The sequence below is a fragment of the Edaphobacter aggregans DSM 19364 genome, from assembly GCF_000745965.1.
GTDB lineage: Bacteria > Acidobacteriota > Terriglobia > Terriglobales > Acidobacteriaceae > Edaphobacter > Edaphobacter aggregans.
Window position 1 is genome coordinate 1 of record NZ_JQKI01000014.1, and the last position, 20,230, is coordinate 20,230.

The 20,230-nt window shown below is 61.2% G+C and carries 17 protein-coding genes and 1 tRNA gene; 10 read left to right on the plus strand and 8 right to left on the minus strand.

The features are described from left to right. Positions 1 to 276 precede the first annotated feature (276 nt). Positions 277 to 690, minus strand: coding sequence for a DNA methyltransferase (locus Q363_RS06540; RefSeq protein ID WP_051978466.1), 414 nt, complete (start codon positions 688 to 690; stop codon positions 277 to 279). A gap of 363 nt (positions 691 to 1,053) precedes the next feature. After that, positions 1,054 to 1,497 (minus strand): hypothetical protein, encoded by a 444-nt coding sequence (locus Q363_RS06545; RefSeq protein ID WP_035348843.1) that lies wholly within the window; start codon positions 1,495 to 1,497, stop codon positions 1,054 to 1,056. 176 nt (positions 1,498 to 1,673) lie between these two features. Between Q363_RS06545 and Q363_RS06550 the strand changes: the two genes are divergently transcribed. Then, positions 1,674 to 1,931, plus strand: coding sequence for a helix-turn-helix domain-containing protein (locus Q363_RS06550; protein ID WP_035348844.1), 258 nt, complete (start codon positions 1,674 to 1,676; stop codon positions 1,929 to 1,931). Then, positions 1,928 to 3,241, plus strand: a complete 1,314-nt coding sequence (locus Q363_RS06555) for a tyrosine-type recombinase/integrase (protein ID WP_157466586.1) — start codon at positions 1,928 to 1,930, stop codon at positions 3,239 to 3,241. The genes Q363_RS06550 and Q363_RS06555 overlap by 4 nt, the downstream gene beginning before the upstream one ends. A 94-nt stretch (positions 3,242 to 3,335) precedes the next feature. On the opposite strand, the gene Q363_RS06560 is transcribed toward Q363_RS06555, so the two are convergent. Beyond that, a tRNA-Met gene (locus tag Q363_RS06560) sits at positions 3,336 to 3,412 on the minus strand. Positions 3,413 to 3,567: 155 nt separating this feature from the next. Between Q363_RS06560 and Q363_RS06565 the strand changes: the two genes are divergently transcribed. The 7 genes from Q363_RS06565 (at position 3,568) to Q363_RS06595 (ending at position 12,158) form a co-directional block, all read left to right on the plus strand. Further along, complete coding sequence (locus Q363_RS06565; RefSeq protein ID WP_035348848.1) at positions 3,568 to 4,851, plus strand: BON domain-containing protein; 1,284 nt, start codon at positions 3,568 to 3,570, stop codon at positions 4,849 to 4,851. Between the two features lie 245 nt (positions 4,852 to 5,096). Continuing rightward, a complete protein-coding gene (locus Q363_RS06570) occupies positions 5,097 to 7,067 on the plus strand; it encodes a peptidyl-prolyl cis-trans isomerase (RefSeq protein ID WP_035348849.1) in 1,971 nt (656 codons plus the stop codon). A gap of 115 nt (positions 7,068 to 7,182) precedes the next feature. Continuing rightward, complete coding sequence (gene malQ, locus Q363_RS06575) at positions 7,183 to 8,763, plus strand: 4-alpha-glucanotransferase (protein WP_035348850.1); 1,581 nt, start codon at positions 7,183 to 7,185, stop codon at positions 8,761 to 8,763. A gap of 33 nt (positions 8,764 to 8,796) precedes the next feature. Next, a complete protein-coding gene (locus tag Q363_RS06580; RefSeq protein WP_035348851.1) occupies positions 8,797 to 8,982 on the plus strand; it encodes a hypothetical protein in 186 nt (61 codons plus the stop codon). Continuing rightward, a complete protein-coding gene (locus Q363_RS06585; RefSeq protein WP_051978467.1) occupies positions 8,979 to 9,578 on the plus strand; it encodes a 3-hydroxyacyl-CoA dehydrogenase NAD-binding domain-containing protein in 600 nt (199 codons plus the stop codon). Before Q363_RS06580 ends, Q363_RS06585 begins: the two co-directional genes overlap by 4 nt. Positions 9,579 to 9,660: 82 nt before the next feature. Continuing rightward, positions 9,661 to 10,917 (plus strand): ABC transporter permease, encoded by a 1,257-nt coding sequence (locus Q363_RS06590; protein WP_035348852.1) that lies wholly within the window; start codon positions 9,661 to 9,663, stop codon positions 10,915 to 10,917. 2 nt (positions 10,918 to 10,919) lie between these two features. Continuing rightward, positions 10,920 to 12,158 carry an ABC transporter permease gene (locus tag Q363_RS06595; RefSeq protein WP_035348853.1) on the plus strand — a complete coding sequence of 413 codons (1,239 nt, stop codon included), beginning with the start codon at positions 10,920 to 10,922 and terminating at the stop codon, positions 12,156 to 12,158. A 383-nt stretch (positions 12,159 to 12,541) separates the two neighbouring features. Here the strand turns inward: Q363_RS06595 and Q363_RS06600 are convergent, their stop codons facing one another. After that, complete coding sequence (locus Q363_RS06600; RefSeq protein WP_035348854.1) at positions 12,542 to 13,384, minus strand: DUF1003 domain-containing protein; 843 nt, start codon at positions 13,382 to 13,384, stop codon at positions 12,542 to 12,544. Positions 13,385 to 13,730: 346 nt separating this feature from the next. Here Q363_RS06600 and Q363_RS06605 point away from each other — a divergent pair, with 346 nt between their 5' ends. Further along, entirely contained in the window at positions 13,731 to 14,471 is a 741-nt protein-coding gene (locus Q363_RS06605; protein WP_051978468.1) for a bestrophin-like domain, read from the plus strand. 132 nt (positions 14,472 to 14,603) lie between these two features. Here the strand turns inward: Q363_RS06605 and Q363_RS06610 are convergent, their stop codons facing one another. The 4 genes from Q363_RS06610 to lpxB form a co-directional block, all read right to left on the minus strand. Then, positions 14,604 to 15,056: a GNAT family N-acetyltransferase gene (locus Q363_RS06610; RefSeq protein WP_035348856.1), complete on the minus strand. Its 453-nt coding sequence runs from the start codon at positions 15,054 to 15,056 to the stop codon at positions 14,604 to 14,606. A 54-nt stretch (positions 15,057 to 15,110) separates the two neighbouring features. Continuing rightward, complete coding sequence (locus tag Q363_RS06615; RefSeq protein WP_035348857.1) at positions 15,111 to 16,691, minus strand: FAD-binding oxidoreductase; 1,581 nt, start codon at positions 16,689 to 16,691, stop codon at positions 15,111 to 15,113. Between the two features lie 161 nt (positions 16,692 to 16,852). Then, the gene (locus Q363_RS06620) at positions 16,853 to 18,838 is read right to left on the minus strand and encodes a M1 family aminopeptidase (protein WP_035348990.1); all 1,986 of its coding nucleotides are present in this window, start codon (positions 18,836 to 18,838) and stop codon (positions 16,853 to 16,855) included. A 63-nt stretch (positions 18,839 to 18,901) separates the two neighbouring features. Beyond that, a complete protein-coding gene (gene lpxB / locus Q363_RS06625) occupies positions 18,902 to 20,230 on the minus strand; it encodes a lipid-A-disaccharide synthase (protein WP_342667395.1) in 1,329 nt (442 codons plus the stop codon).

The window sequence follows — 20,230 nt, forward strand, 5'->3', positions numbered from 1 at the left end:
ATACCGCGAAGCGGTTTAGTCGTGTGCCGGGCATGTTCAACAGCTTGGAGGTGCAAGTCCTCTACCCGACCTGATGGAGGTAAGGGTTAGCAAGAACGCAAGGGCTACCGTCGCGAGGCGGGATCTGAAGGAAGCGTGGAGCAAATGCGCGAGTCGATTGACAAATATCGGATACAAGGCGTGAGCGTAGGGCGAGCGGGCGACTTACCGCGAAGCCCACATCCATCAAGTACGCGGAGCGTAGATTCGGCGATTGTGCGCAGAAGGCGATTGAACTTACCCCGGGAGATCTGCTCTGTGTCGCTTCGGCGACTGCTGGTAGCGGAGGAACCTGCTCTTCGAGCTATAGCTCTTACGAAATACGATGTGTCCGACAGGCTGGAAACCTGCGATGCGCCACGCTTCGAAGAACGCGTCGATCTTCGTCCATCCGTAGAACATGATTGCGACGCGGTCCTGCTTGAGTACGCGGTACGCTTCCTGCATCGCGGGCTTGAGCCAGCTCTCATCGACATCGTTCTGAATCGTCCGTCCACTGCGGTCACGGTAGTTCACGAGATAGGGCGGATCAGTGAGGATGAAATCGACGCTGTTCGCGGGCATCTGACCCATTACTTCGATGCAATCGCCATGAAAGATCTGGTTGGTGAAGTCGCTCTGCTGCGCGGTTGCTACGCTTGTGGTTGCCATCTCTGAAATCTCCTTTTTGTCCCTTGCCTCTGAAGGCGCTCGGGACACACCACGCGGAGCGATGCAAGGGGCCCGCCTCCCAAGGCAAGCGGGTGCATTTTCGGGAGGGCCGAAAGAATGTTCTGCGTTCGTTGCAGAAGATTGTTTTGGAGAGACCCGAAACCCGCAGGGGCGGCCGTCAGGCCGAAGCAGAACACGCGCAGTCCGCAGGGCGGCGGTTGAGACCCGAAGCAGTGTCCGGTCAACGCGCAGGGAAAATGGACTGGAAATTGGGCATACCGATGGCGAACGCGGAAGGCGCGCGTCAGACAGAGCGCCCGGCACGATTGCTCATGGCCCTATCAATGCGAGTGTGGACGCATGCTACTGGATGACCTTCGACCCACCGTCGAACAGCATCGTTGCGATCACAGTAACCTGCTGCATGACATCTTCGGGCAACACGCGTGCGATGGGCTGGGCTGCTTCAATCTCGTCCTGACGCGGAATAAGGATTTCGTTGTCTTCGCAGTCGGTTGCATCGTTCGAATGGAGCAGACGCAGGAACTCAGCTTTATTCTCCGCAGAGGAGAAGGAGAACATAAGCTCGTAGATGTCTGCTTCCGCATCGCCAACCAGTGCCAACATGCGAGTATCGGTCATCCGGGCAAAGCCGAGCATATACCCGATGGACTCTGCTCCACGCGCACGGCCCTCGTCGTCATCCCTGCGCAGAAATTCGATCAGCACGATCCAGTCGTCCTCGTTGTTCCAGAAGGGCGGAACTGGTGGTGTGCTGCCTGGCGGGGTTGTCGGCGTGTTGCTCATTGGCTGAGTCGATCATCACGCATACATCCAGAGGGTTCAAGTCAGCGACTCGGCGACTGTGGTCTCAAGGCAACAGAGTGTGGTTCTGGATTATTGCTCCAGATGGAATAATGCGTCCGAAAAGGTAATAATCCGGGCGACAGATCGGCCTAGTTTGAGGTCAGGGAGGGCTCCTGATGACAAACGCAGACGGTATGCGAGGTCCACAGTCACGTGAATTCGAGCCATTGCTGAATCTGGAGGAGGCCGCAGCAGTTCTGGGCATGCATTGGAAGACGCTGGAGCGGATGGCTCGTAACAAAAAAGTGCCCGCTTTGAAGGTAGGGAAGCGCTGGAAATTCCGTCTCAGTTCTTTGAATGCGTGGCTGGAACATGGATTAAACTCAACCACAACCGACTATGCCGTTCTGACTGGAGAGGAGCAACATCCTTGAAACACAGACGGCAACGCTATCAACGAGGCAGTCTGCGCCAGGTGGCGCGGGCCAACGATCAATGGGCGTGGGAGTACCGATTCAAAGATCCCACGACCGATAAGGACACGTCGATGTATCTGAGCGCTGAAAAGTTTCCGACCGAGATTGCCGTCACGCGGCATCTGGAGGCTTTTGTGCTCAAACTCAACTCCGAAAACCCGACTCGGGCCATTCTTGAGCCCACATTCGCCGCCATTCTGGACCGCTTCATCGAGGAGGAGAAGCTGCTGGAGATCAAGCAGCGCCGCCCCGGTGACCGGTGCGAGGGCGAAGGCGAGCTGAGCTATTCGACAGTCGTCTCTTACCTGAGCGTCATCAAGCGTGTCCGGGAGAAGTGGGGAACAACCCGCATCACTCGAATCAAACCGCTCGGGGTCCAGGAATGGCTGAAGAAGATGGATGCCGCACCGAAGACCAAGGGCCATGTCAAGGCCGTCATGCATCGTCTGTATGAGAAGGCGATGTTGTGGGAACTGGTCGAGTGGCAGCGGAATCCGATGGAACTGGTCGAGGTCAAGGGCATCAGTAAGCGGCAGAAGAAGCCGATTGTGCTGACGGTCGAGCAGTATTACCAGATCCTCGAACTGCTGCCGCAACCCTATCAGATCATGGTGGTGGTGGCGCAGTGTACCGGCCTTCGGGCCGAAGAGGTGCTGGCGCTCGAATGGCGGGATATCGACTTCGAGAACCAAAGCATGAAGGTCGTCCGGGCTGTCGTTCACGGTCGAGTCAAGATGGTGAAAACCGAGTATTCGGAGGACGAGCTTCCGCTCGATCCCGACTTCGCGGCGGTTCTTCTGGACTGGAAGGTTCAGTCCGAGGAAAAGGCGAAATCCGAAGGAAAAACCCACCTGATAGGGTCAGACCTTCTCTTTCCCAGCAGCGCTACCGGCAGGCACTTCCACACGGCTCCCATTCAGCAAGACTATATCCGTCCTGCCGGATGCTGTCTGGTGGCGTGTCCGAAGTGTGGCGTTGCTGCCGGCGTCTGGTGCCGGCAGGAGAGTCCGACTCCGAACGGCGGTCGTTTGCCGATTCATGAGGAGCGCTGGGATGCAGCCGGGAAGTACGACGGGGTGGGGTGGCATACCTTCCGCCATACCTACCGGTCGTGGCTGGACGACAGCGGAGCGCCTGTCGGGGTGCAGCAGAAGCTGATGCGCCACGCCCAGGTCTCGACCACGATGAACATTTACGGGAACGCTTTGATGGGCGCCAAGCGTGAGGCCAACAGCAAGGTGGTCAGGATGGCACTGAGGAGCGCATAACCGTGAAAAGGACCCTGCAAACACAAGAAAACCCACCGTGCGTTTTTGAGGTCGCTGACTGGGTGGGTTATTCTGGGTTGGCCTTTCGGCTAAATGGTTGCGGGGGTAGGATTTGAACCTACGACCTTTGGGTTATGAGCCCAACGAGCTACCGGGCTGCTCCACCCCGCTTGTTAAATATATCGCTACTCAGCATAAGGGTCAAATCCCGGTGGGTCTCGCTTTGTTTAAGATTTGTCTTCACGATCGATGCTTGGAGGGCGTAACTTTCTTTGTTGGAATGCGTTTGATGGAGTAGTGCCTTTGGGTCGTGTTTGGAGGGTTGTATGAACGGGAACGGCAGGTTGTGGCTGAACGTTGCGGGGATGGTGTTGGGAGCGGGTTTGGCCGCGTCGGCTGGTCTTGCTCAGGACAAGCCCATGCCCGATGCCCAGGTGGAGTCAAATGTGCTGAGAGCCCTGGCTGGCGCGCCGGAGCTGGCGGATCAGGCGATCGGCACGACGACGGTCTACGGGGTGGTGACGCTGACCGGAACGGTACGGGATGAAGCTTCAAGGGAAAAGGCCGAGCAGCTGGTGGCGAACACAGTGGGCGTGAAGAAGGTCGTCGATGAGATGACCGTCGGTACGCCGGAGTCTGCGACGACAGAGGGTAGTCAGCCGCCTGAGGAGACGGCGGGGGAGGCTGCACCTGAGATGAATCCCAATGCGCAGGCGGAGGGTGCTCCAGCGCCGCAGGCCCAGGTTGGCAGCACGAACAGCGCGCCGGCTCAGATCGAGCGGTCGCAGACGGCGCCTCCCGGATCGAGCGCACAACCGGGACCGCAGCCTGGACCGCAATCGGGACCTGCGTATCCGCCTTCCTATGGCACGCAGCCTTACGGCAATTACCCGCAACCTCGCCGCATTCAGCAGGCGGGGATGCCTGTCGTTGTTCCTGCTGGAACTATGGTGCGGGTGAGGATCAATCAGGCGATGGATAGCCGGCGCACGCAGCCGGGAATGATGTTTAATGGCGTGGTGATCAGCGATGTGATTGCCGACGGCGCGGTGGCGATTCCCCGCGGAGCTCCTGTGCAGGGACAGGTCGTGGATACGCACCCCGGCGGGAATATGAGGGGGCGTGGCGGGCTTGCGCTCGAGCTGACGCAGGTGACGCTGGAGGGCCACCCCTACCCGCTGGCCACCGAGGCGTATGAGCAGCAGGGATATGACAAAACGGGGCAGACGGTGGGCAATACGGTCGGTCTGGGCGCGGTGGGCGCGATGATCGGCGCGATCGCGGGAGGCGGCCCGGGGGCTCTGGCGGGAGCGGGGATCGGCGGCGTGGCCGGACTGGGAGTTTCGTCGCTCTCAAAGCAGGGCGAGGCAGTGGTTCCCTCGGAGGCGATTGTGAGCTTCCGGCTGAGCCAGCAGGCCGCGCTGACGACGGCCTCGCAAGGGGAGTTGGACCGGCTGGCCGCGGAGTTGCCGCCACCCGGAGCTGGACAGCCTCAGATGCGTCGCCGGTATCCGCCGCCTCCGCCGGGCTATGGGCCGGGGTACTACGGACCGGGATATTATGGGCCGGCGTACTACCCGTATCCGTACTACTACCCCTACTATCGGTAACGAGTGCGATGGTTAAGAGGAGAGGTCCGGGGACGCCCGGGCCTTTTTCTTTTTGGTTGTGAGGCGAGGCGATGCTGGGGGGCGTGTTTCGCCGGATGCGGGGAGATTCGGGCGGCTCGGTTGATTTATACTCGTAACTTGCCTTGCATCCAGCGCGGCCCCCTCGGGGTGCGCATCGGCTTCGCAAATTCCGGGCACGCGCTCATCCTAGCGGTGGCGCTCGAAGTGAAGGTCGTTAGTCACGCATGATTCGTATTCTGCAGCAGGACAACCGCATCACGAAGATTCTCTTTGCTGTCATTATTGGCTTTGCGGTGATCACCATGGTGATCACGCTTGTGCCGGGCGTCTTTGACAACGCCTCGGTGAACGATGCGAACGTCTTTGCGACCGTGCGCGAGCCTGGCCTAATTGGCCGTCTTGGCATTGACAACACCGCGGTGAAGATGACCGAGGTGAACCAGCTGGCGGCGCGGCAGCTGCAGCAGCAGCGCCTTCCCGAGTTTCTGCTTCCTTATATGTCGCAGCGCGCCGGCCAGGTGCTGGTGCAGCGTCAGATTCTGAAGCACGAGGCCGACCGGATGAATCTGCAGGTAAGCGACGAGGACCTGCGGCGCGAGTTGGAAACAGGGCCGTTTGCGCAGTACCTGTTCCCGGGCGGCAAGTACATCGGCGACGACGCTTACATGAACTTTGTGCAGAACTTCTTCCAGACCAGCCGCGCGGAGTTCGAGACACAGATCAAGAGCGACATGGAGCTGCAGCGGCTTCAGGCGCTGATCACCGGCGGCGTGACGGTCTCGGACAATGCTGTGCGCGAGGCGTATCGCGTGCAGGGCACGAAGGTGAAGTTCGACTACGCGTCGATCTCGGCCGAGGACCTGCGCAAGACGATCAATCCGACCGATGCGGAACTTGAGAAGTTCTTCAAGGACAATGCCGCGAAGTATGCGAACGCGGTTCCAGAGACGCGCAAGATTCAGTACGTGTCGTTCGACGCTTCGAATCTGCCGGGCGGCAAGCCGCAGATATCCGACGCCGATGTGCAGGCGTACTACAACCAGCACCAGGCGCAGTACCAGGTGAAGGAGCAGGTGAAGGTCCGGCACATCCTGATCGCAGTTCCTCAGGGAGCGGATGCGAAGACCGATCAGGCTGCGAAGGCCAAGGCCGAGGACCTGCTGAAGCAAATCAAGAGCGGGGGGAACTTTGCCGAGCTTGCGAGTAAGAACTCGGACGACCCGGGCAGCAAGACGGCGGGCGGCGAGCTGGGCTGGCTCGATCGCGGGCGCACGGTTCCTGAGTTCGACAAGGTGGCGTTTACGTTGGCTCCGGGGCAGACCTCGGACCTGGTCAAGACCCAGTTCGGCTATCACATCCTGCAGGTTGAGGAGAAGAAGACGGCGCACCTGCGGCCGCTCTCCGAGGTGAAGGCTGAGATCGTGCCCGTGCTTGAGCAGCAGCGCATCGGCGCCGCGGAGCAGACTTATGCCTCGCAGCTTGCCTCCGATGCGAAGAAGAACGGCATGGAGAAGGCAGCGCAAGCGCGCGGGCTGCACGTGGTGACGACGGACTACATCGGCAAGGACGGCGTGATCGCCGGGCTGGCCGATGCTGCGCCGTTACTGACGCAGGCCTTCTCGGTGATCAAGGGAGCCGATCCCGCCGCGGTCTCGACCGGCGACGGGTTTGCGGTCTTCCAGGTGACCGAGATCAAGGCGGCGCACGCTCCTCAGTTTGCGGATTACAAGTCGCACATCCTCGAGGACTATCGCGAGCAGCAGCTTCCTCTGCTGTTGAACACGCAGCTGAACAAGCTAGTTGATCGCGCGAAGGTCCTGAACGACCTGAAGAAGGCCGCCGCGGAGATGAACATTCCGGTGAAGACCAGCGATCTGGTCGGAAGGGATGCGCAGGTTCCGGAGATCGGCTCAATGACTGGGCCGGCCTCGGTTGCCTTCACGCTGAACGAGGGTGCGATCTCGGGGCCGCTTAACCTCGGCCGCTCGGGAGTGGTGCTGAGCGTAGTGGACAAGCAGGAGCCGACCGCGGAGGACATCGCGAAGAACTTCCAGCAGACGCGCGAGCAGCTGTTGAACGATCAGCGCGAGCAGATCTTCCAGGTGTACGTCGGCAACGTGACGAAGAAGTATGAAGAGAGTGGCGCGGTGCGCTACGCGAAGAAGTCCGCGCCATCGTTGCCTGCCGGAAATTAGTCTTCCCGCTTGAGTGCACGGCGGTTTAGCTCCGGGCCCGTTCCTATTTATGGACGGGCCCCTGATTTTTTATCGCGGACGTGGCACACTCTGTTCATCAGCAGGGGGTGTGCGAATGAACGGGGGAGCGGTAAACGAGGAGCGGTTATCGGGTGTTCTGCTGCACGTAACGTCACTGCCTTCTTATGGAGGGATTGGGGACTTCGGTCCAGCGGCGTATGCCTTTGTCGACTTTCTGGCGGCTGCAAAACAGCGGCTGTGGCAGGTGCTTCCGCTGAGCCCGACGGGCTATGGAAGCTCGCCGTACTCGGCGCTCTCGGCGTTTGCAGGCAACCCTCTGCTTATCAGCCTGGAGCGGCTGGTCGCGGATGGATGGCTGACGGCGGAGCACGTTGCGGGACTGCCCGGGCACGACGGCCCGGCAAACTTCGAGGCGGCGACGAAGCAGAAGCTGCCCCTGATCGAAGAGGCGGCTACAAACTTTCTGGATCGTGCGCCGGATGCGGCAAGGGCTCGATTTCAACACTTCTCAAAGGCCAACATCTCCTGGCTTGCCGACTACGCGATGTTTATCGTGCTGCGGAGAAGGTTCGGATATGTGAGCTGGCATGAGTGGCCGGCCGAATACGCGCATCGCAAGGACGATGCGATGACGCAGACGCTGAATGCGCACGGCCGCGAGCTTGCGATCGAGCAGGTGATTCAGTTCTTCTTCCACGAGCAGTGGAGCGCACTTCGCAGCTACTGCGTGGAGCGGAAGGTACGCATCCTGGGCGATGTGGCGATCTTTGTGAGCTACGACAGCGCCGACGTCTGGACCCATCCGGAGATCTTCGAACTGGACGCTGAACGCAGGCCGCTGCGCGTCTCCGGCGTGCCGCCCGATTATTTTTCGAAGACGGGGCAGCGGTGGGGCAATCCCCTGTACAAGTGGAGACTGCTGGAGCAGCGCGGATTCGACTGGTGGGTGGCACGTGTTCGGCGTGCGCTGGCTCTGTATGACATGATACGGCTGGATCACTTCCGCGGCTTCGAGGCGTACTGGTCGATTCCTGCTGAGGAGGAGACGGCGATCAACGGCGTATGGGTCAAGGCACCGGGTCATGAGCTCTTCAAGCGGCTCAGGGAGGTCTTCGGTGAACTGCCGTTCGTAGCCGAGGATCTGGGCCTGATTACGCCTGAGGTCGATGAGTTGCGCGAGCACTTCCGCATGCCCGGAATGCGTGTGTTGCAGTTCGGCTTCTCAGATCGTGGAAGCCATCTGCACCTGCCGCAGAACTTTGTGCCGAACATGGTGGTGTACACCGGGACACACGACAACAACACGACGCTGGGATGGTGGCGCGAGGACACGGGCGAGCGCGAGCGAAGGCATCTGCAGACGTATCTGCAGCCGATCCGCCATGACGACGATGTGGTGTGGGCGATGATCCGGGCCGCGGCGCGCTCGGTCGCGAACCTCTGCATCATCCCGATGCAGGATGTACTGCACCTGGGCAGCGAGGCGAGGATGAATACTCCTGCGGCCGGCAACGGAAACTGGACCTGGCGGTATGGATTGCATGCGCTGCATCCTGACTTCGCCACGCAGCTGGCGGATCTGATGGAGATGACGGACCGGGACGGCTACGTGCTTCCGGAGCCGGAGCCAATTGAGATTGTCAGCTCGGCGGCAGAGCACGGTCCGAGCATTTAGACTGGGAGAGCAATCCAAATTTCAGGAGCATCCATGCCTCTCTCTGGCGAAGCCATCCGTACTATGAACTATGTTGACGACATCTCGGTCACGCTGCGGCGGATTCTTGCCGTGCTGCCCTCGCTGACCGAGGAGGAGCGGCAGCGCGTCGCCGACCACATCAAGCACGCCGAGCCGAGTTACGACACAGTGCTGGCAGCGGTGGCAGGCAAGAAGTGAAATCCGCGGACGGATCGCAGCCAACGCGCGTGACCCGCGTGGTGGCTGTGATCGGAGCGGGACAGGCGGGGCGGAGCTTCGCGATGGCCTGTGCAGCGGCCGGTTTCTACGTCGTCCTTGAGGATGTGATGCCATCGAACCTGCGACGGGCGGAGGCCGAGTATGCCGACCTGAGCCTGCGCGGAGGCCATGGCGAATTGGAGCTGGCCTCGACGGTCGAAGACGCCGTGCGCGAGGCCGACATTGCGATCGACTTCGTGCCGGACGAGCTTGAGTCGAAGCTCGAGATCTTCAGCATGATCGACCGGATGGCCCCGCCGAAGACGATCCTCTTGACGCCAAGCGAGGCGCTGAGCATTACGGACTTGGCCTCGTGCGTGTATCGTCCAGACCGAAGCGTTGCGTTCCGGGGCAATCCTCTCGGTGGCGGCATTGTGCGACTGTTGTATCCGCCCGCGGCCAGCAGGGAGACGATCGACGCTGCAGCTGCGTTTCTGAACCGGCTTGGAGCGGAGGCGCTGGTTGAACTCGATCCGGAGGCGCCGGAGCTGACAAGAAACGCCTCAGGAGCGCGTCAGGGTTTCGCTCATCCCTGAAATCCCCCGTTTTGGTCACAGAGGGAACCTTTTCAGCACGGTTGCGTAACGAGAACAGGGATATCCTAGTTCAACGACTGTGATGCGCGCCTTACTCGACATCTTCGCCCAGGTCTTCCGATCGATCGGAGCCAACAAACTGCGCTCGTTTCTGACGATGTTCGGCATCGCCTGGGGTGTGGCCTCACTGCTGCTGCTGATCGGGTTGGGCGAGGGGTTCCGTTCGGGCCAGCGCCGAGGACTGGCGCAGCTGGGCAAGGACGTCATCATGACCTGGGGCGGGACGATCCCCGCGATGCCGAACCAGCACACGGGGATGAGGCCGTACAAGCTGACGGTGGGCGATGCGGAGGCTATCCGCAGCGAGGCCCAGCATGTGCGCAACGCGACGGCGTTCGTCAACCGCGGCGACCTGAAGCAGGTGAGTGAGTTCTCGAGCACGGGCGGCTCGGTGATGGGTGTCGAGGTCAACTATCCGGAGATACGGAACCTTCCGATCGCCCAGGGACGCTATCTGAACGCTGACGACTTGGCGCAGCGGCGCATGGTCGTGGTGTTGGGACAGAAGAGCAACAAGCTACTGTTTCCGGGGCGGCCTTCGATTGGTGCCTTCATTACGATCAATGGCGCGCGGTTCCAGGTGATCGGCGTTGTGGAGAAGATCGGCCGAGGAAACAACGACGGCGAGAATCAGAGGATGTATATCCCGCTGACGACGATGCTGGAGCTGTTCCCGATCACGGGGGAGAACATCCCGCAGGATGCGATATCGTCGATCCAGTATCAGCCTTCGACGCCCGACCTGAATGAGACCGCGAAGGCTGAGGTGCATCGCGTGATCGCGCAGCGGCACGGCTTTGACGCGAAGGTGAAGGACGCTTTTGAAGAGTGGGACACGATCAAGTCGCAGCGCACGGTCGGGCTGATTTTTACGGCGATGGATGTCTTCCTGGGGGGCGTGGGGATTGTGACGCTGGCGCTGGGAGCGGTTGGGATTATCAACATCATGCTGGTGACGGTGACGGAGCGGACCAAGGAGATCGGTCTGCGCAAGGCTCTGGGGGCGACCAATCGCAGCATCCTGATGCAGTTCTTTCTTGAGGGGCTGATGCTGACCGGGCTGAGCGGTCTGATTGGCATAGTTGGGGCGGCGACGCTGATGTTTGTTCTGGGCAAGGCGATGGGGAACAACCAGATGGGCTTCGATCCACCGCGGCTGGTGCCGTGGTCGGCGGCGATGGCGATGGGCACGCTGGTGCTGTGCGGCGTGGTTGCGGGACTCTATCCCGCGAGCAAGGCGGCCGCGCTCGAGCCCGTGGAAGCGCTGAGGAAGGAATAGCGATGTTGAAGGACATCTTCTCGCAGGCGATTGAGGCGATGCGTCACAACGGGCGGCGTACTGCGATCACGATTGTCGGCATGGCGTGGGGGATCGCCACGGTGGTGCTGCTGCTGGCCTACGGCGCGGGGTTCGGGCGCGCGTTTGAGACGATCTTCGCGCAGTTCGGAACGAACATGATCGGCGTCTTTCCGGGACGGACGAGTGAGCAGGCCGGAGGGTCGAAGGCGGGCGTCAAGGTTCGGTTCCAGCAGGATGACGTGGAGCGGATCCAAGAGACAGTTCCGGGGATCGTTCACGTTTCGCCGATCCTGTGGAAGCAGGTTCCGGTGCAGAACGATCTGCATACGTTCACCTGGGAGGTCGATGGGGTCACTCCCGAGCTTGCGGACATCATGAACATGCAGATCGAGGAGGGCAGGTTCATCTCGGCGGCCGATATTCAGCAGCGCAATCACGTTGCGGTGATCGGGTCGGAGGCGAAGACGAAGCTGTTCTCGGGCATATACGCGCTGGGCCAGAAGATCCGGCTCAACGGAGTGAGCTTCGAGGTGATCGGCGTCCTGAAGGCGAAGATGCAGGAGGGCGACGACAACATCAATCGCGTCGTCGACATCCCGTTCCCCACGATGGGGGACATCAAGGACACCAAGTATCTCGACGGCATCTGGATGAGCTATCACGGGGACCACAGCGCCGTGGAGCGGGCGCTGCGGAACCAACTGGGGGCGGCGCATGGGTTCCGTCCCACGGACCGGAATGCGATTTACGTGGCGAACATCATGGAGCAGCTGGCACAGTTCCGGCTGATCTCGATTGCGCTGCAGGCGCTGCTGCTGTTCATCGGCGTCCTGACGCTGGGGATCGCGGGCATCGGGCTGATGAACATCATGCTGGTAAGCGTGCAGCAGCGGACTCGCGAGATCGGCGTCGAGAAGGCGCTGGGCGCGCGGAAGCGGCACATTCTGTTTCAGTTTCTTGCTGAGGCGATGGTGATCACCGGTGTGGGCGGGATCGCCGGCATCGTGCTTGCGTTTACCATCAGCAAGCTGGTGGGCGGGATCACGTTCTACAGCGCGATTGCCTCGAACGGGAGCGCGGCGGACATCTATCTGCTGATCTCACCGAATATCGTGATCGTGGCGACGACCGTGTTGGTCGTCGTGGGAGTCGTCAGCGGGATGATTCCGGCGATCCAAGCGGCGAACTTGGATCCGATCGAGGCGCTGCGGTACGAGTAGGGTCCCCCCCCCGTACTTTTGGTGTCAAAGTCTTCAAAAGATTATACTTAGGTGGGTACTTCCGTTTGCAGATACCTGAAGATGAAAAAGCCCCGAGAGGTTGCGCCTCGGGGCTTTCTTTGACTTCATTTCCAATGTGTCAAAGTGAGGGTAATTAATCGGCACTTTGGATGTTGTTTGATTTGAATACTTTAGGTGGTTTTTAGGCTTGACAAAGCTTGGTGTTGGTGAATGTGGAAAAGCGCAGGTCTTTCGACTTTCGCGCTGCGCTCAGATGCGCATTTTGCTCTCCGATGGGCGTGGTGGGCCTCGCGCTGAAATGCGGGGTTCTTCGCCTTCGGCTCAGAATGACGAACGTTTGTTGGCGAGGGTGTGCCAGGGAGTCACGTTGTTGCTCTGCGGCTGTCGCGGACGAGGTCTTCGACGTCGCCGATTTTGTCGATGGCTAGGTTGAGTTTGCGGGAGAGGGCCTGGATCTCGGATTCGGCTCGGCGGTTGACGTCGAAGTCGAGTTCGCTACGGAGGCGGTCTTTGGTGTCCTGGCGGTTCTGGCTCATCATGATGACCGGGGCCTGGATGGCGGCGAGCATGGAGAGGAAGAGGTTGAGGAGGATGAACGGGTAGGGGTCCCAGGTGTGGGATTTGGCGAAGATGTTGATTGTGGTGTAGACGACAAGTACGACCATGAAGGAGATGATGAAGTTCCAGGAGCCGCCGAAGTGGGCGACGGCGTCGGCGACGCGCTCGCCGAGGGTGGCCTTTTCTTCGATGATCGCGTTGGCGTTGCGGGTGGCGCGGAGCTGAATGAGGCGCTGGGAGGCGTGGAACTGGCGGCCAAGGACGGTAAGCATGTCGAGTCCGGCCATGGGCTTTCGCTTGAGGAGTTCGGCGATGTCGCCGCGATCGAGCTCAATGCATTCGGTAGGCTCCATGGCCATGGCGTTGGTGGTGTGGGGGGTCTCGTCGAGCATGGAGGCGAAGCCGAAGAAGCCTCCGTGGGCGGGCTCGTCGACGATGACCTCCTGGTGGTCCTCGTCGACGGTGGTGATGCGAACGCTGCCGGACATGAGGATGTAGGCCTTGCTGCCGGGGTCGGCGATCTTGAAGATGCGCTGGCGCGGGGCGAAGCGGCGAATCTCGACCTGTGCGGCGAGGACGGCGAGCTCTTCATCGTCGAACAGCTCGAACAGGGGAACGTGCTTCAACTCTTCCGGGGCGCAGTGCATGGTGGGTCTCTCTTTCGGGTTTTTAAGGTTTCCGACCCGAAGATAGCAGACGAGGAGGACTTGGTGTTGAATCAGATGCTGAGGGAACCCTCGAGCGAAGAAAGGCTGGGGGCTTCTGTCGAAGATACTGGGAATTCCCGTATCCGCTGGATGAGTGAAGGCGATTTGTGACCGACGGAACTTCTCATAGGAGCTAGTGAACAAAAACGCAGTTCTCGCGAGCAATTCAGACAACCAACAGGAGGTATGTGGCGGACATCAACCTCGAGCCGAAGCGTGCGCAATTTGTGTCATTCGACCCCTATAATCAGACGGCGCACCGGAGCACTCTATGAGTTCGCCTAGCATGAGCCTGATTGCCTTCGTATTCATATTTGGAGGTACACTCGTCGGGATGATTCTCCGCCGTGTCTTGCCTGATCACCATCTCCGTGATGACTCAAGAGACGTAATCAAACTTGCCACGGGACTGGTCGGAACAATGTCTGCTCTGGTTCTTGGCCTGCTCGTCGCCTCGGCGAAGGGCTTTTATGATGCGCAGACCACGGAGATAACCCAGATTTCGGCGAACATTGTGTTCCTCGACCGCGCCCTCGCCCTTTACGGAACCGAAACAAAGGAAGCCCGTGAAGTTTTGTCGAATACGGCTGAGAAAATCCTCGATCAGTCTTGGTCGAAGAACGGTACCCGAGCCCACCGATTGGACACAGCTTCCATTGGCGGTGGTGTCCTGTACGACAAGATTCAGGCTCTTAATCCAAGCGATGAATTACAACGTTCGATAAAGTCCCAGGCGCTAAGCATTGCCGTGAATATCGGGCAGATGTGCATGTTGATGTATGAGCAGGCGACTCTGGTAGTTTCCAAGCCGTTGCTGGTCATCATGGTCTTCTGGTTGACCGTAACGTTCGTTATCTGGGGTCTCCTCGCACCTCCGAACGGAACAGTCATTGCTGTGATGTTGGCCTCAGCCCTTTCGGCTTCCGGGGCGATCCTGTTGATCCTGGAGATGTATTCACCGTACGAGGGATTTATTCGTGTTGCGGACGCCCCCCTTCGTGCCGCGCTAGCGCATCTCGGCCATTGATCGATGCGCTTGAAGCGCAAGAGATAGAGGAGACTGGGCTTCTCATCCCATCTGTCAGCACTAAACGAAATTAAGACACTTATCCAAAAAGCCGGCTCCCTGTCGAAGTTCAGGATGTCGAGCGACTAACGGTCATACCATCTTTCGCATCAGTAGTCCGGGGCCGAAACGAGTCGCGGTCGTTCCGACAGCGGTGAAACCACATGCGGTGTAAAAGTCGAAGGCATAGGGATTACCGATAACGCAAAGCGCAGCGGATCCTTGTGCGCGGACCATCTGGACGCAGTGGTCGACCAGCGATCTTCCGACGCCACAACGCCGGATGTCCGGGTCAACGAACAGGGCGTCGAGTTCAACATCTCCATCCGGCCGAGGCAGCAACGCCGCAAATCCAACGATCTCGCCGTTTCGTTCCGAGACGAAGACCGCACCCGCAGCGATCTGATCTATCGGCAGTTCGATCGCATCAGGGTGGGCGAGTAAGGCGTCACGATCGCCAGTATTGGTGAGGGACGCACGTAATTGCAGGGCCTCAAGCTCTTTTTGCTCGGAGATGACCGCGCAGCGAATGAGGAAACTACTCACGGCTCAGGAGTGTAGCAGCCCACGTCCAGTATGCGTTCGACCCACGAGAGAGAGTTAAGGGCGGATCGACATGGCGTGGTGGAAGATGTTGTTGGGGTCGTACTTCTTCTTGACACTCTGGAGGAAGGGATAGAGGTCGCCGGTGCCGTAGTAGAGCTGGGGCCAGTAGTCGTATTGGAGCATGTCGACGTCGGGGTAGTTGATGTAGCAGCCCTCGTACTGGTCGCTCCAGAAGGGCGTTCCGTTGTACTTGGCGCCTGCGGTGGATTTGCCGTAGAGCTCGGTGAAGAAGTCTCGCATCCACTGGATGATTCCGGCATCGTGCGCGGGGTCGGCCCAGCTGGCGATGAACTGGCACTTGAGGACGGAGTTGCGCTGGGGGAGCGAGGTCTCGTCGAGCATCTGCTTTTTGTTGACGGCACCGCCGAAGGAGTCGGAGAGGACGGTGCAGCCCTTGAGGTCGACGCCGGGGACGGTGCGGTTGAGGTGCTTGTAGAAGATGGCGGCCTCTTCGCGGGTGAAGCCTCGGCGCATGTAGCTGGACTTGTACTTGTGGCGGCGGCTGGGCGGGGGCGCGTTCGGCCCGCGATTGCCACCGCCTCCGCCACCGCTGTTTCCGGCGGCGGGGGCGTTGGCTTCGATCCAGCTCATCTTGTTAAGGGTGTGGTTGGCGAGGCAGACGGGGCTGCCAGTGGCGGCGGGCTCGGGATGGTGCTCGGCCATAACGGGATGGCGGCTGATCTCGGCGACTGGCTTGCACTCGTCGAAGACGGCGAGGTACTCGTCGAGGACGCGGGTGTCGTTGACGGTGCCGTCGGGATTGACGAAGGCGACGCTCATGGAGAGGTGACCGGAGCTGCGGTGGGCGAGGCTGAAGATGGAGAAGAGCCCCCAGGTGTCGGGGTCCTGGCCGCGGGTCTCCCAGTAGTTGCCGAAGAGGTGGAGGATGCGGGCGAAGCGCTCCTCGGTCATGCCGTCCCAGTCGAAGGAGATGCTGCCGCGAAGGGTCTCGGTGGGAGCCTTGGGCAGGGTGTCGAAGTAAAAGTTGGTGACGATGCCGTAGCTGCCTCCGCCGGAGCCATTACAGGCGCGGAGGAGGTCGGCGTCGTTGTGCTTGTCGATATGGCGGACGCGGGCCTTGCCGGCGGCATCGATGGTGACGATCTCGGCGGCGGTGACCCAGTCTGGGGTGAGGCCGTGGAGGCGGGAGAGGAGGCCGTAGCCTCCGCCGGTGACGTGGCCGCCGGCACCGACGAGCGGGCAGGTTCCGCCGGGGATGGTGACGAGGGCGCGTTTGTAGAGGTCGGCGTAGGCGCGGCCGAGGGTGGCTCCGGCTCCGAGGCGGTATTTGGGGCCGTTGGCGGGCGGCTCGGTGCCGGTGATCATGCTGAGGTCGATGATGGCGCCGCCGGGGTTGTTGTCGACGAAGTCCTCGTAGCAGTGGCCGCCGGAGCGGATGGTGGGGCGGAGGCCCTGGTGGACAAAGCGCTCGAGCGCCTCGGCGACGTCCGCGGAGTTGTCGCAGAGGGCGATGCGGCTGGCTCGGTCGTGCTTGGTGGCGGGGAAGCGGGCGTTCTGTCCGTGGCAGAGGCGGTCGAAACGGACGTCGCCTGGGGGGACGATCTCAATGGCCATTAGGGAATCTCTTTGGGGTCACGATAGCAGAGGGGTGGTGGGGTTTGAATCGGACATAAGGCCTAGTGGGGCTGCAGGGAGATCGGTGGCGCTTTGGGCGAAATGCGGGGTTCCTCGCTGCGCTCGGAATGACGCTTTCCGGAGGAGACTGCTGGGCGCACTTAGTTGCTGGCTTGTTCGCGTTTGTAGGGTTTTTGTATGAGGGCTCGTGCCTCGTTGACGGCTCCCTGGGTGTTGTCGTTGGTCTGGACGGCGAGGCGGTACTCGTTGACGGCGCGGTCGCGCTGGCCGGTGATGTCGAAGATGCGGCCGAGCTCGATGTGGCTCCAAACCTCGACCCACTTGGGGTCGCCGTCGCCGCGGAGGGCGTCGCGGAAGGCGTTGGCGGCGGACTGATAGTTGCGCTGCATGAAGAAGACTTCGCCGATGCGGTAGGAGGCGAGTGAGCTGCTCTTGTTGGCGTCGAGGGCCTTCTGGTACTCGATGAGTCCGGCGGTGAGATCGCCCTGGGCGACCTGCTGCTGGCCACGGAGGACGGCGACGCGAACGGCGAGGTCGGGGGTGGACTTGAGGACCCAGTTCTGCGGATCGATGGAGATGCGGCGCGGGCGGCCGAAGGTCTCGACGGAGAACTGGCTGTCGGTTCCGGTGACGTCGACGCGGCGGGTCTCGGTTTTGCCGTCGGTCTCGATGCGGAGCTCTACGGGCATGCGGAAGAGGTCGAGATCCTGGGCGATGGAGCCTACGGTGCGGAAGCCCTTGTTACTGCCGAGGCGGAAGACGGTGTACTTGTTGGTGAAGGTGGGGGCTCCGGTTCCGTCGCACCATTGGGCGAAGAAGCTGGTGAGCTGGAGCTGCGATTGGGCTTCGGCGACGGCCTGGACGTTGGCGGTGCGAACGCCCTTGTCGGTGTACTGGGAGAGGAGGCCGCGGAGGAACTTGATGAAGGCGTCGTCACCCATCTCCCAGCGGAGCATGTGGAAGACCATGGCTCCCTTTTCGAGGGTCATGGACTGGAACTGCGGGGAGAAGGGATCGAGGCGTCCGACGGTGCTGAGGGGCTCGGTGTCGTAGGCGAGGGCACCGGCCTGGACGTCGGTGACGGCGGACTGGAAGGCGGTCTTGCCAGCAGAGTCTTCGACGAACATCAGCTCGGCGTAGCGGGACATGCCGTTCGTAATCCAGGTGTCGTTGAGCGTTGCGGGGGAGATCTCGGAGCCCCACCACTGGTGGGCGAGGGTGTTGGCGAGGAGGCGGGAGTAGGTCTTGCCGGCGACACGGGCTGCGGCGATGCCGGCGATCTCAGGCGCCCAGGTGGCGGAGACGGCGTCGCCGGGAAGCTCGACGAGGTTGATGTGTCCGCTCTCGGGCTGGCCGAAGGTGGTGGTCATGAACTCGAACTGTTTGGCGGCGTCCTGAGCCAGGGTGATGGCGGCGGCCTTGCGCGGTTCGGTGACGAAGACGCGGATGTTGTTGATGCCGGGGGCGGTGATGGAGTCGAGGAACTTGCCGGCGATGATAGTTCCGGGGAAGCCGGGCTTGGCCCACTTGAAGGTGTACTCGATGCGATTGCCGGGGAGGCTCTTTGGGGCGGCTACTCCTGAGCCGGAGCCGACGACGCGCTCGTCGCCGGGGACGCGGATGTGCATCTCGGCGGTGAAGCGGTTGGTGTAGAGGCCGACCATGGGGAACCAGCGTCCGGGGTAGAGGAGGATGCTGATGGGGTCTTGGACGGAGGCGAGGTTGATGCCCTCGACGGGGCTGGTCTCGGCGCCCTTGAGGACGCCGGAGTACTCGAAGGTCCAAGTGGCGGAGGTGCCCTTGGGGATGGGGTTGGCGAGGCTGAAGCGGACGGTGGAGTTGGTGGTGAGTCGCTCGGCCTCGAGGGGCTTCTTCGCGGCGTCGGTGACTTTGGTGAGCTGCAAGCCGTTGTTGAGCTCGAAGACGGGGGCAGTGAGGTCTTCAAGCGCGGTGAAGGTGACCTGCGCGGTGGCGGAGAGCTTGTTCTCGTCGGGGTAGAGGTCGGCGCTGATGACGTAGCCGGTGACCTGAAGCTGCGGGCGGGCGGGCGCGGCCCAAGCAGCGGTCGCGAGAGCGAAGAGGACAAGAGCAACCGAGGTGCGAAGATTTCGAACAAGAACGCGCATGAAAGCGAAGATCCTCAACAACATGGTACTGCTATGTACCCGCTGGGTACGCGGGCTGTCTGATTAGACGCTTGCGGATGAGATTCGGCCACCAGTGGTGACGGTTGGCTGGGGCAGGAGGGAGTCGACGGCGTCGGCGACCTGGGCGATGGAGCTGGCTCCGGCTTGTGGGAGAAGGCTTTGGCGGAGGCCGGCGAGGTCGGCGATCATCTGGGAGCGCTGGGGAGTGTCGTCGAGGAGGGGGCGGAGGGCCTGGGCGACGTTGGCTGCGGTGAAGTTGTCCTGAAGGAGCTCGGGGACGATGCGGCGGCCGGCGATGAGGTTCACCATGGCGATGGGGAGGTTGCCGTGGGAGTCGAGGCCGGCATCGGGAGCGGTGGAGGACCAGACCTCGGGGGGGTAGTGGACCAGGCGCTTGGCGAGCTTGAAGGTGAGCGGGGAGACCTTGTAGACGACAACGAAGGGGTTGCCGATAACGGCGGCCTGGACGGTGGCGGTTCCGCTGGCGACGATAGAGGCTTGGGCGTGGTGGAGGGCCTCGCGGGCATCGGGGACGAGGGTGATAGAACTTTTCGGCCAATGCAATCGAGGAAGGATTTCCTGAAAGACAAAGTTGCTGACCCATCCTATGTCGACAGTGCTTGCAACAGGTATCAAGAAGTCATAGTCGGGGCCGAGAACTGCTGCGGCTTCGAGCATCGTTGGCAGATTTGATTCGACCTCCTTCCTTCGGCTACCTGGGAGCAATGCGATCCAACGCCTGCTCATGTGCGAGCTAGATTGCGGGTCTTCGCGATTCGCGGACATATATGTGACTGCGAATTGCTCACGAGAGATCGTGGGGCAGGGAAGCTCGGCTAACGGGTGGCCGGTGAAGGTGGCGTTGACGTGGCGGCTGCGGTAGAAGGTTTCCTCGAAGGGAAAGATGACCATCATGCGGTCGACGCGCTGCTGGACCCAGCGGAGACGGCGGCGCTTCCAGGCCCAGAGCTGGGGGCTGACGAAGTAGACGACGGGGATGTTTAGCGCTTTGAGCTCGCGGGCGAGGCGGAGGTTGACGTCGGGGAAGTCGATGAGGACGGCGGCCTGCGGGCGGCGTTGCTTGATGGAGGCGACGAGGCGGCGGTAGGAGCCGTAGACGCGCGGGGCGTGGCGTAGTACCTCGGTGATGCCCATGTGGGCTACGTCTTCGGCTCGGACGATGCGCTGCTGGCCTGCGGACTCCATCTCGCGGCCGCCTAAGCCGAAGAAGGTGGCGCCGGGATGGCGGCCGGAGAACTCGGTAATGATCTGTGCGCCGTAGTGATCGCCGGATGCTTCTCCGGCGGAGAGGAAGATGGTCGGGTTGGAGGTGGTGGCAATGGCTCCAGTGTAGATTCTTCTCGGAGGGAT

Coding starts and splice junctions, on each gene's coding strand:
- Q363_RS06540 (WP_051978466.1), bottom strand. CDS start 690: ATGGCAACCACAAGCGTAGCAACCGCGCAGCAGAGCGACTTCACCAAC.
- Q363_RS06545 (WP_035348843.1), bottom strand. CDS start 1,497: ATGAGCAACACGCCGACAACCCCGCCAGGCAGCACACCACCAGTTCCG.
- Q363_RS06550 (WP_035348844.1), top strand. CDS start 1,674: ATGACAAACGCAGACGGTATGCGAGGTCCACAGTCACGTGAATTCGAG.
- Q363_RS06565 (WP_035348848.1), top strand. CDS start 3,568: ATGAACGGGAACGGCAGGTTGTGGCTGAACGTTGCGGGGATGGTGTTG.
- Q363_RS06570 (WP_035348849.1), top strand. CDS start 5,097: ATGATTCGTATTCTGCAGCAGGACAACCGCATCACGAAGATTCTCTTT.
- malQ (WP_035348850.1), top strand. CDS start 7,183: ATGAACGGGGGAGCGGTAAACGAGGAGCGGTTATCGGGTGTTCTGCTG.
- Q363_RS06580 (WP_035348851.1), top strand. CDS start 8,797: ATGCCTCTCTCTGGCGAAGCCATCCGTACTATGAACTATGTTGACGAC.
- Q363_RS06590 (WP_035348852.1), top strand. CDS start 9,661: ATGCGCGCCTTACTCGACATCTTCGCCCAGGTCTTCCGATCGATCGGA.
- Q363_RS06595 (WP_035348853.1), top strand. CDS start 10,920: ATGTTGAAGGACATCTTCTCGCAGGCGATTGAGGCGATGCGTCACAAC.
- Q363_RS06600 (WP_035348854.1), bottom strand. CDS start 13,384: ATGCACTGCGCCCCGGAAGAGTTGAAGCACGTTCCCCTGTTCGAGCTG.
- Q363_RS06605 (WP_051978468.1), top strand. CDS start 13,731: ATGAGCCTGATTGCCTTCGTATTCATATTTGGAGGTACACTCGTCGGG.
- Q363_RS06615 (WP_035348857.1), bottom strand. CDS start 16,691: ATGGCCATTGAGATCGTCCCCCCAGGCGACGTCCGTTTCGACCGCCTC.
- Q363_RS06620 (WP_035348990.1), bottom strand. CDS start 18,838: ATGCGCGTTCTTGTTCGAAATCTTCGCACCTCGGTTGCTCTTGTCCTC.